Source organism: Ruegeria sp. CG4, assembly GCF_056537185.1.
This window is the reverse complement of sequence record NZ_JBQFRB010000002.1, coordinates 409,236-419,702: the sequence shown is the minus strand read 5'-3', so window position 1 is coordinate 419,702 and position 10,467 is coordinate 409,236. Positions and strand designations below refer to the sequence as shown.

The 10,467-nt window shown below is 55.8% G+C and carries 13 protein-coding genes and 1 tRNA gene; 7 read left to right on the top strand and 7 right to left on the bottom strand.

The features are described 5' to 3' along the window. Positions 1-46: 46 nt before the first annotated feature. Complete coding sequence (locus ACR0J2_RS08465; RefSeq protein ID WP_480812279.1) at positions 47-1,156, top strand: FliM/FliN family flagellar motor C-terminal domain-containing protein; 1,110 nt, start codon at positions 47-49, stop codon at positions 1,154-1,156. On the opposite strand, the gene ACR0J2_RS08460 is transcribed toward ACR0J2_RS08465, so the two are convergent. The 4 genes from ACR0J2_RS08460 to ACR0J2_RS08445 are packed head-to-tail and all read right to left on the bottom strand — an operon-like array spanning position 1,157 to position 3,348. Next, positions 1,157-1,588 (bottom strand): TIGR01244 family sulfur transferase, encoded by a 432-nt coding sequence (locus ACR0J2_RS08460; RefSeq protein WP_170680823.1) that lies wholly within the window; start codon positions 1,586-1,588, stop codon positions 1,157-1,159. A gap of 9 nt (positions 1,589-1,597) precedes the next feature. After that, positions 1,598-2,029 (bottom strand): DUF6691 family protein, encoded by a 432-nt coding sequence (locus tag ACR0J2_RS08455; RefSeq protein WP_170680821.1) that lies wholly within the window; start codon positions 2,027-2,029, stop codon positions 1,598-1,600. Then, positions 2,029-2,451: a YeeE/YedE thiosulfate transporter family protein gene (locus tag ACR0J2_RS08450; protein ID WP_170680819.1), complete on the bottom strand. Its 423-nt coding sequence runs from the start codon at positions 2,449-2,451 to the stop codon at positions 2,029-2,031. Before ACR0J2_RS08450 ends, ACR0J2_RS08455 begins: the two co-directional genes overlap by 1 nt. 33 nt (positions 2,452-2,484) lie before the next feature. Further along, positions 2,485-3,348, bottom strand: coding sequence for an MBL fold metallo-hydrolase (locus ACR0J2_RS08445; RefSeq protein ID WP_170619544.1), 864 nt, complete (start codon positions 3,346-3,348; stop codon positions 2,485-2,487). Between the two features lie 253 nt (positions 3,349-3,601). On the opposite strand from ACR0J2_RS08445, the gene ACR0J2_RS08440 reads away from it, so the two are divergent. Then, positions 3,602-3,817, top strand: coding sequence for a hypothetical protein (locus tag ACR0J2_RS08440; protein WP_170614683.1), 216 nt, complete (start codon positions 3,602-3,604; stop codon positions 3,815-3,817). A gap of 10 nt (positions 3,818-3,827) precedes the next feature. On the opposite strand, the gene ACR0J2_RS08435 is transcribed toward ACR0J2_RS08440, so the two are convergent. Beyond that, positions 3,828-4,046 carry a hypothetical protein gene (locus tag ACR0J2_RS08435; RefSeq protein ID WP_170614682.1) on the bottom strand — a complete coding sequence of 73 codons (219 nt, stop codon included), beginning with the start codon at positions 4,044-4,046 and terminating at the stop codon, positions 3,828-3,830. 163 nt (positions 4,047-4,209) lie between these two features. Here ACR0J2_RS08435 and ACR0J2_RS08430 point away from each other — a divergent pair, with 163 nt between their 5' ends. Further along, positions 4,210-4,479 carry a DUF2312 domain-containing protein gene (locus tag ACR0J2_RS08430; protein WP_170614681.1) on the top strand — a complete coding sequence of 90 codons (270 nt, stop codon included), beginning with the start codon at positions 4,210-4,212 and terminating at the stop codon, positions 4,477-4,479. A 193-nt stretch (positions 4,480-4,672) separates the two neighbouring features. On the opposite strand, the gene ACR0J2_RS08425 is transcribed toward ACR0J2_RS08430, so the two are convergent. Then, positions 4,673-5,548: a hypothetical protein gene (locus ACR0J2_RS08425; RefSeq protein ID WP_480812278.1), complete on the bottom strand. Its 876-nt coding sequence runs from the start codon at positions 5,546-5,548 to the stop codon at positions 4,673-4,675. A 181-nt stretch (positions 5,549-5,729) separates the two neighbouring features. Between ACR0J2_RS08425 and ACR0J2_RS08420 the strand changes: the two genes are divergently transcribed. After that, positions 5,730-5,805: transfer RNA gene (locus ACR0J2_RS08420), tRNA-Thr, on the top strand. A gap of 387 nt (positions 5,806-6,192) precedes the next feature. Here ACR0J2_RS08420 and ACR0J2_RS08415 read toward each other — a convergent pair. After that, positions 6,193-7,077, bottom strand: a complete 885-nt coding sequence (locus ACR0J2_RS08415; RefSeq protein WP_170398787.1) for an HAD-IIA family hydrolase — start codon at positions 7,075-7,077, stop codon at positions 6,193-6,195. Between the two features lie 268 nt (positions 7,078-7,345). Between ACR0J2_RS08415 and ACR0J2_RS08410 the strand changes: the two genes are divergently transcribed. From ACR0J2_RS08410 to ACR0J2_RS08400, 3 genes are read left to right on the top strand one after another with little or no spacing between them, the layout of a single operon-like run. Continuing rightward, positions 7,346-8,122, top strand: coding sequence for a DeoR/GlpR family DNA-binding transcription regulator (locus tag ACR0J2_RS08410; RefSeq protein ID WP_170398784.1), 777 nt, complete (start codon positions 7,346-7,348; stop codon positions 8,120-8,122). A 2-nt stretch (positions 8,123-8,124) separates the two neighbouring features. Further along, the gene (locus ACR0J2_RS08405) at positions 8,125-9,141 is read left to right on the top strand and encodes an ABC transporter ATP-binding protein (protein WP_480812277.1); all 1,017 of its coding nucleotides are present in this window, start codon (positions 8,125-8,127) and stop codon (positions 9,139-9,141) included. Between the two features lie 56 nt (positions 9,142-9,197). After that, positions 9,198-10,454 (top strand): ABC transporter substrate-binding protein, encoded by a 1,257-nt coding sequence (locus ACR0J2_RS08400; protein WP_480812276.1) that lies wholly within the window; start codon positions 9,198-9,200, stop codon positions 10,452-10,454. Positions 10,455-10,467: the final 13 nt, after the last annotated feature.

Below are 10,467 nucleotides of genomic sequence, written 5' to 3'. Positions count from 1 at the left end.
GGTTACACCTGAACCTGGAATTCGGAATAAGGTGGCGAACAGGGCGATGACACAACCCGTCAATGCGGCTTTGGCGCGTAAGCTTGCAATCAGGCCGACCGAACCCGACGACACGCCCCGACCGGTGCTGCGGGCCTTCCGACTGGCACTGGCCAGGGCTGCGGGCGAACAATGGAACCTACCACTAACTGTAATCGGCGCAAAACAGACGACCTGCCCGCAGGACGGGTTGGCTGACCTGATAGGGAAAGACTGGCTTTTGCTGTTGTTTCGGGCGGAAAATGGGGTCATGGCTGCCGTTTGTCTGAACCCCGGCGCTGTGTCCGCGATCGTGCAGGCGCAAGCCTTCGGTGAGGTGCTGCCGGGTGAACCTCAGCCGCGCCCTTTCACTGAAACAGATGCGGCCATGGTGGCACCTCTGATCGAAGATACGCTGGCTCGGTCCGTCGATCTGGTCGCCTTGGCGTCCGATCAGGCGAGCCTGTCGGGGTTTGAGTTTGCTTCCCGCCTGCCGGATACACGGGCCTTGTCACTGGCGTTGGTGGAAGACAGATACCGCCTTTTCGACCTGACTGTGGAGCTGGGCGGAGGGGCGCGGCAAGGTCAGATGTGCTTTCTGCAACCCGAGCCAGCACTGGTTGTGGAAACCGGTGACGCGGCCATTCAGAAAACAGGGCCCCGACTGGATCAGGCGATCGGCGTTTTACGGGCTGAACTGAACTCCGTGATCTGCCGGATGTCGCTGCCCCTGACGACATTGTCGGTATTAAAGGTGGGCGATGTTGTTCCCCTGACCGGCGCAAGGCTGGACCGTACCAGGCTCCTGACAATTGACAAAAGCCCCGTCGCTGTCGGTCGTCTGGGTCAATGTGGGGGAATGCGCGCGGTGCGGCTGAATGAGCAAGGAATTACACCCGTTCCCGCCGATGCAGCAGCGTTGCCATTTCTTGAAAGCAAGCCCGACGAAAAACAGTCGATCCCCAAAGATCCAACCGCACAAGTCGATGCGGTTGAGGCCTCCTCGCCAAGAGACACGCGTTTGCTGACATCAGCCGATGCGGAACTGAATTTTGAGGATGCCGATCAAATGGCCGCCGAGATATCCAAGCTTGCTGGATTGACCGGGCCGGAAACCGACCCGGGCCATAATTTCTGATCAGCTTTTTTCCTGGCGGATGTGATCCAATGCCGGACGCAGGTTTTCCAGCATGTAACCTGCATTGGTTGTGGCGGACAGGATGTCATCCGTGCTCATCCGATCGCATTGCCCCAGCGCCCAGACCACCGAGCATCGCGTGCCTGATGCGCAATAAGCCAGAACCGGCCCGCTGCAGCTTTCCGCCAGTTCACGTTGAAGCGCCACGTTCTCGGGGGTCATGGTCTGGTGTGTCAGTTCCAGAACCTCGTATTCCATCCCTGCATCGCGAACTGCCTGTCCGATGGCGTCAGACTGCATGTTCGCCGGAACTTCGATGTTGGGCCTGTTGCAGATGACTTTGACAAATCCTGCCGCAGCGATAGCTGGCACATCCTCGACCGTGATTTGTGGCGAGACGGCATAGCGGGGGGTGATTGGTCGAATCTCCATTCTGATTGCTTAGGCCGGGTTTGCGGTTCTGTCCAGTTGCGAACCAAGGGTTGGAGCCATCAACATACCCGTGATCATTGCCACCATGAACACAACGCCGCCAACCCCGCCGTAGCTGAGCGACGCAATGGCCGGTCCCGGGCACAATCCGGCCAGCCCCCAGCCGGCCCCGAACAGAACCGATCCCACGATCAGACGGCGATCCAGTTCCGATGACGGTGCGGTCGGAAACTGCCCACCCACCAGAGGTGCGCGGTTGGTCGTCAGCTGCCAGGCAACCAACATAGGCAGAATTGCACCTCCCATCACAAAGGCCAGGGTCGGATCCCAATTGCCGAACACGTCCAGCCAGCCTTGCACCTTGGTGGTGTCCGTCATGCCCGAGATCAGAAGACCCGCGCCGAAAAGGGATCCGGCAATCAGAGAAATCAGAACGCGCATCAGATCACCCCCCAGACGTGCCGCAGCAGGGCAATCGTCAGCCCGCCCGCGGCGATGTAGACAATCGTGGCAACGATTCCACGCGCAGAAAATCGCGAGATGCCGCACACACCGTGCCCGGAGGTGCAGCCGTTCGCGATCCGGGTGCCGACGCCAACCAGAAGGCCGGCGGCTATCACAACCGCGATGTTTCCGGTCAGATGGGTTTCAGCTTGCGGATTCATCAAGGGGCGAAGCAATGCCGGTATGGCGACAACACCGGCGATGAACGCCAAACGCTCGGTCATTCTGCCGCTGCGATCCACCAACCCGCCAAGGATACCGCTGGCGCCCATGATGCGGCCGTTTCCCAACAGATAAACCGCTGCGCCAAGCCCGATCAGAAGGCCTCCGGCGAGGCCCCATATCCAGTCTGCATTCATGTTGTTTTGCCTTCTTCTAAGCGCCTGTACGCGTCAAAGCTTGTTGAGGGGCAGCTTCAGAAACACGTCGCCTTTTTCGTCCGCAGGCGGCATCTGCCCGGCCCGCATATTGACCTGTAGCGATGGCAGGATCAGCCGGGGCATCGCCAGTGTCGCATCCCGCGCATCCCGCATTTCCACGAATTCTTCGATGCTGCGTCCCTGTCCGATATGTACGTTCAGCGCCTTTTGCTCGCCCACCGTCGTTTCCCAGGCAAACTCATCGCGTCCGGGTGCCTTGTAGTCGTGCCCGACGAAAATCCGGGTTTCATCCGGCAAGGACAGGATTTTCTGGATCGAGGCATACAGCATTTCGGAGGAGCCGCCCGGAAAATCGCAACGCGCGGTTCCGAAATCGGGCATGAACAGGGTGTCCCCGACAAAAGCCGCGTCACCGATCACATAGGTCATGCAAGCCGGGGTGTGCCCGGGCGTATGCAGAACGTCGCCCCGCATCTGGCCGATGTGAAAGCTGTCATTTTCCGAGAACAGAGCGTCGAACTGACTGCCGTCGCGTTGGAATTCCGTACCTTCATTGAACACCTTGCCGAACGTGTCCTGCACCGTGACGATCTGGGCGCCTATCCCGATCTTTCCGCCCAACTCCTGCTGCAGATAGGGCGCGGCCGACAGGTGATCCGCATGCACATGGCTTTCCAGAATCCATTCGACTTTCAGTCCGCCGGACCTGACGTATTCGATGATCCGGTCTGCCGAACCCGTGCCGGTCCGCCCCGATGCATGGTCAAAATCCAGCACGCTGTCGATAATTGCGCACGCAGTGCCTTCGGGCTCTTGCACGACATAGGATACGGTGAATGTATCCGGATCGAAAAAGGCTTTCACTACTGGTGTCATGCACACCCCCATTAAACGTATCACATATCATATAGTAAATTCGGAATGTGATGCAATCATCAATTCCTTGTTGATGTCGGTCAAGGCATTCTGACTCGGAACCGCATAAAATTCATGCAGTGCGCGCAAAGTGGCGAAATCTTCCCCGGGAACCGGCGGGAATCCGCAACCTTGGGTGGAAATGTTCTGAAAGTCGCAATACCGTTACTTACTACGCATATCTGCAAGACTGGCACCATTTGGGAGGATGGAAATGTCGAAACAGAATCTCTACTCAGAAGCTGAACAACTGGAGCGTCAATTGCAGGGTGCATGCCTTGAAACACGACTGGCCCTTCAGCCCTCCGTCAGCAAAATGATTGACCGTCTGCATCAGCGGGGGCTGCATGTGCCGTCCCGCCTGAAGCGTCTGGATGCGTCGCTGTGCGAAGACGCCATGGAAGCGCGCTTCGACAACCTGCCAGTCTGAGCTTAGTTAGTCATCCGAACGAGATGCCGAGGATGACCAGCATCAGCCCGATCACCGATAAAAACAATGAGGCGAGGTTCCACGGCAGAACGCTTTGAACAGCCGCGCGCAATTCATCATCCGAAAGACCGGCCTTGCGCGCCTTCATCACGCGCAGAATGCACCAGACCAGCCCGGCCAGCCCCGCCAGCGAAAGAGCGGCACCGCTCCATGTGATGAGTTCGAACATGGGTTTCCACATATTGCCTTTTTCTCAAGCTGCGCTTAGCGGATCAGGCCGGATGGCACAAGCCTGGCCCGCTATTGGGTGCTTGCGGCCCGGACGGCACCGATGTATCCGGCATATTGCCCGATGTCACAGCATCAGACCGCAGCCTCTGGGAGAGACGTAAATGGAAGACATGACCGAAGATCAGGCCACCGCCAACTACCGTGTGACGGCGGGTGAATTGCGCCAGTTCATCGAACGGTTCGAGCGCCTCGATGCCGAAAAAAAAGACATTGCCGAACAGCAAAAAGAGGTGATGGCAGAAGCCAAGGCGCGCGGCTACGACACCAAGGTCATGCGCAAGGTAATCGCGCTGCGCAAACGGGACAAGGACGACATCGCCGAGGAAGAGGCGGTTCTTGAAATGTACAAAGAAGCTTTGGGTATGAGCTAGGCTCAGAACCACGGGGTTCTGTGCTGCCATTCTGCTCGGGTCTTAGGGGGAAGCCAGCGAATTTCGGGCTGTCGCAGCGTTCAGGCGCAGTGTGGGTCTTCAATCCTTGCTAACGCAATTCATCAAACCCAATACGAGGTTCACCCGCGGCGGTAGCACCCCATACCGGATGACTGCTACCCTCGGCCGACCATCAGGGTTTCAGAAAGCGAATGTCCGGCATGGATTGAATTCGGGCCAGGTCCTGTTCGTAAAGCTCGGAAAACGCTTCGACTATATCTGCGCTCCAGCCGGGCAATTCCAACTCCTCTTCAACCTCTTCAGGCGATGCGTGTGTTTCAAATATCCCGGCCAGTGCCTCACGCAGATCACGTTTGTCGGGCTGAGGGTCCTGACGGATCAGCGCCAGAACCTCGCGCTTGCCGGGTTCCGTCAGCAGGGAGGAGAGGAAGGCATATTCGTCCTGCATCACCATACCGTCGTCAAGCCCGGCCATCGCGCGCAGAACATCCCCCCAGATCAGAGGCGTATCCTCGTTGCACCAAAGCGTTATGCCGACCCCGGGTGCAAGATCGCGAATATCTTCTATCGTGCTGAGCCAACTCAGGCAGCTCAGATCGGTGTCGCGAAGGATCTGATCGCGACGGTCTTGCGGAAGTGCTGCCAGGGTTTTCGGAATGAAGCTTGCGGGATTGATCAGTCCGAAAAACAGCTCGACCTGATCATTGGGGAAGGCGTGTTCCAGGATGGCCATGCGTTGCCCGGCCGCAGGATAGAACTGTCCATCCTTTATGGCCTCGACCGGCTCACCGACAAAATCCGGGCTGGTGAATATTGTACGCTGAGTGTTTTCGTCATCCGGCAGTATTTCCATAAGCCGGACAAGCTCATCAGTGGAAACCGGATGCGATCCTATCGCGTTGAACACAGGCCGAAAAACCTGTCGATAGCGCCGTGGTCCAACCAGAGACACCCCATGCGCAGACAGGATGTTCAAATTCGCCTGCAATGAGTTCAGCAGCCGACCATCGTCCGCAAAAGCTCCGCCTGCGTGAATGACAACCTGCATCTTTCCGTTTCAGCCCTTGCGTCCCTATGGTGCCCTGTCGGGTTACAGCCTGCAGCAACCACAGTCAAATTCGCAACGGGGGAACAGAGGTGCAGTTATCAAAACGTTCTGGGATAGATTTCTATGCGGGCAAAATTTGTGGGTTGCAGTCCCTTTCCGGAGAGAGTAATCGGACGCCAGCGCCCCTATAGCTCAGCTGGTAGAGCAACTGATTTGTAATCAGTAGGTCCGCGGTTCGAGTCCGTGTGGGGGCACCACATTCCAAGATAAGGTGCTGCAATATAGTACTTTTAAGTGTGGAGATCAGTGTATCCCCTGATCTATCCCCTAATATTCTGCTGATAGTTATGAGCCCCGGTTTTCTTGCCATCGCTTCCCATGATATGCATTCTTCTGATAAGATTGATGACGGTAAATGTTATTTTTTGTTAGAGTTAGGGCTGTGAAAATGTCCCAAGTTAAGCGGGCAACCCGACCTAGGTTTAATACCTAATAACGATGCTAGGCTCCGACGGCAGCTTTCATGACCAACGGACGTTTATCGAGATTGGGCGACTGACCGAGTTGCGGACATAGCCGCCGTTCGAACCAAGGCAAATCTTCGGTCTGATACTTCGCCAAAAGTGGGAGCATCACGATGTTTTCTATATGCGAAGTAGGCGCCAGCTCGGTGTCAAGCTCGATTGCTCGCAAAAAGTGCGAGTATCCAGCCCCGAAAACACTCCATCTTGCGCGACAAGGACTGTGCGCCAACCCCGTGCTGCTGCACCGAGGATATCGGTGTGAAGAGTGTCACCGCACATCGCGATGCGTTCGGGCGGAATTCCTGGAAGCGTGGCTTCGACCATTTCAAATACTTCCGGAAATGGCTTGCCAAAGAACTTGATGTCTTGAAGGCCCTCATCTGCCAGCAAATGCCCGTAGTGACCGGGCTCCAGTGAGAATCCGAAGTCTCGTGGCGCTGCCAGATCAGCATTTGCGATCACCACTGGGCGCGGGTTCGCCAACAAGCTGTCGCAAAGCATGGATTGTTGAGATTGTTGCCAGATTTCGGTCGAGAGAAACAAGAAACCGTCAGCGCGGTCAAAGTCTGTCTGGTCTGCCTCAAGCCTGATCGTCTCGGATAAGATGTCCGTCAGATCGTCAGACGGAGAGGCGATGCAGCCCCATAGACCGTCGTTCAGGTTTGCCAAGGCTGCGTCGCGGCTGGTTACAATCTCATCTGCGTCAACTTGCATTCCGAGTTTTTGAAACTTGGCAGTCGCGCCCTGGTGATTATAGCTGGCAGCATTGGAAAGAATGCGAATCTGGTGTCCGCCCTCCCTGAGCTCTTTCAAACGAGCTGCCGCGCCGGGAATCGGAGTTTCGCCAACATTTAGAACGCCAAAAGCATCAAAAACAAAGGCGTCTACTTCGTTGCCAATATCCAGAAGTGACTCAATATCCAGAGTGGCCGCGTTGAATGTTGCTTTTGGGAGTCTGGGACGTATGGACTGATAACGCGAAAATATCGAGTTGGCGTCAAGCATGTGTCCAAATGTCCTTTTTTGATGGGCGCCCCCGACAGGTTTGACGCAATACGGAATGTAACATCAACAAAACAAAATGGAAGAAAAAACAACATTTTTAGCAAGTCGCCATTAGCGAGCTCTGAAGCTTTGCGCGTAAAGCTTTGAAAAATATAATTTTTCGACACTTGCGATCAAGTCACCCTTCAACGTTCTATGTGGCTTTGATTGAAAAATGTTGTTTTGTTGTTTTTTGGTGATATGGTTCTGGCAACTTGAAGGGGGATAAATGGCGTCAAAGAAGATCAGACGGAGGGATCTAATCCAGCAGGTCGTGCAAGAGCGTGGCGGTGTCAGTGTGGGGGCCTTAGCGGAAATGCTAGGGGTCTCGACGCAAACCATCCGCCGTGATCTGGACATTTTGTGCGACGGTGAAAACCTGCGACGCGCGCACGGGCGGATCGAGCTGGCTGAAAGCCGTTTGAATACCCCGTTTGATCAGAGAGCCGGAACGAACTTACGTGGCAAACGGTCGGTTTCCGAACTTGTTGCGAGCATGATCCCCAATGGGGCGAACGTGTTCCTTTCAATTGGGTCGACTCCGCTCGAAGTGGCTAAGGCACTGTCCGGCCACCAGGAGTTAACGGTCATCACGAACAACCTGAGTGCCGCGATGGCGCTGAGTAATGAAATCTCAAACCGTATCCTTTTGCCAGGAGGCGAGCTGCGCCTGCCCGATCGTGATTTTATCGGCGAAGAAGCAACCGATTTCTTTGACAGGTTTCGTGCCGAGTTCGCAATATTTGGCGTTGCCGGTGTGGCGCATGATGGTGGGTTGTTAGAATTTCATCCAGCTGAGGTTCGGGTGAGAATGAAAATGCAGCAGCACGCAGCCAAATCGATCCTCGTAATAGACAGCAGTAAATTTGGTCGCATTGCGCCAGCATTGGGCGGCAACATCTCGGATGTCGACGTTGTCGTGTGCGACCGTCCTCCGGGCCCTGAATTTTCCGATCTCGCAGACAGTTTGGGCGAAGCCATTACTTACTCACAAGGAGAGCGCTGAATATGGCAGAACCGTTTGTTCACGTCGACAATATTGCTAAGCGCTGGAATGGGCAGCTTGGCGTCGAGAATATTAATCTTTCGATCCCGCGTGGTTCGTTCGTAGCGCTGCTTGGCCCGTCGGGCTGCGGCAAGTCAACGACGCTGAGATTGCTGTCGGGACTAGAATTGCCGGATGAGGGGCGGATCGTCATTGACGGGCGTGACATCACTACTTCTGCCCCTGCAGAACGCAATCTGTCGATGGTGTTCCAGTCTTATGCATTGTTCCCGCATCTGAGTGTCGCGGAAAACGTTGTTTTTGGCCTCAAGGTGCGAAAAGTCGTCGCGGCGGAACGGCGCGAGAAACTGACTCGGGCGCTCGAGATCACTGGCTTGCTGGGCTATGAGCAGCGTAAGCCGGGGGAATTGTCGGGTGGTCAGCGCCAGCGTGTGGCGCTTGCACGTGCGATCGTGGCAAACCAGCCGCTGTGCCTGATGGATGAGCCGCTTTCGAACCTTGATGCCAAGCTGCGCGCCTCTGTGCGCAAGGACATCAAAAAACTTCAGGTCGATTTGGGCATCACCGTAGTTTACGTCACGCATGACCAAACCGAAGCGATGAGCATGGCCGACATGGTCGTGCTGATGAAAGACGGCCATATCCAGCAGACAGGGTCCCCGGAAGAGCTTTACTACCAGCCTGCTAACACTTTTGTCGCCGAGTTTGTCGGTGCCCCGCCAATGGCGCTGATCAAGTCAGAAGGCGTGCCGGGATTTGAGCGCGCAACGACAATTGGCCTTCGCGCCGAAGCAGTGAAGGTGGTGGAATCGGGCAAGGGCAGGCTGACTTGTAAAGTATCGGAATGCGAATTCCTGGGTTCCGAAACATTCATTGGCCTGTCACATCCTGCTGCCAATGGTCTGACCGTATCCATGCCCGGACTGAAACATATTCCGGCAGGAGAAGATCTGGAGATCAGCTTTGCCGATGAAGACCTGCATTTCTTTGACGACATGGGCAAGCGACTGGCCGGGTAGGTCGAGCAACTGAACTTTGGAAAGACAAGAATAACTGTCATCACTGGGAGGAAAAAATGAACGTTATTAAGAAGATAAGTTTGGCTGCCGTCTCAGCCACCGCGCTGACATCGGCGGCGGCGGCTGAGACGGAACTAACAATGTATTATCCTATCGCGGTTGGCGGCGCGCTGACCGAGGTAGTGGATGGCATCGTTGCCGATTTTGAAGCCGCCAACCCTGACATCAAGGTCAACGCGATCTATTCAGGCAACTATGACGACACGCGCGTTCGTGCCTTGTCCGCACTTGCATCGGGTGAACCGGCTCAGCTGGCGGTGATGTTCTCAATCGATGCCTATGATCTGATCGAGCAGGATCTGATCGTGGCCTACGAAGATATCGACGGGGTTAACCCGGACTGGCTAGAGAGCTTTTATCCTGCATTGATGGCCAATGGCCGGATCGAGGGTAAAACTTGGGGCATTCCATTCCAGCGTTCAACTATCGTTGCCTATTACAACAAGGACCAGTTTCGTGCGGCAGGTCTTGACCCTGAGGCACCGCCCAAGACCTGGGACGAGCTGATTAGCATGGGCAAGGCACTGACCAACGACGAAACCTATGGCCTGATGATCCCATCGACAGGCTATCCCTATTGGATGTTCCAGGCGTTGGCGATCCAGAACGGCAAGGAGGTGATGTCCGATGACGGCCTGACCACCTATTTCGATGACGAAACCGTTGTCGATACGTTGGAATTCTGGCAGTCGCTGTCGCAGGAGCATGGCATCATGCCCACTGGCACCGTTGAATGGGGTACCCTGCGGCAGGCGTTCCTTGAAGGTCAGACCTCGATGATGTGGCATTCGACCGGCAACCTTACGGCTGTGAAGAACAACGCCAGTTTTGACTTTGGCGTCGCCGAGCTTCCGGCCAATGTGCGGCTGGGTTCGCCTACCGGCGGCGGCAACTTCTATGTTTTCAAGGAGACATCGGACGAAGAGCGCGCGGCGGCCATGAAGCTGATCGAATTCATGACCTCGCCCGAGCAAGCGGCAGCGTGGTCCATCGCGACCGGCTATATGGGCGTGTCTCCGGCAGCGTATGAAACCGAGGCGCTTAAATCCTATACAGAAGAGTTCCCACCCGCTCTCGTTGCCCGAAACCAACTGGAAAATGCTGTTGCCGAATTCTCGACCTTTGAAACCGCACGCGTGCGCGAAGGTCTGAACAACGCAATTCAGGCGGCTTTGACCGGCACAAAATCGGCTGAAGACGCGCTGGGGGAAGCCCAGACGGCGGCTGTGCGCCTGCTGCGTGATTACCAGTAACCTCAACTCCCTG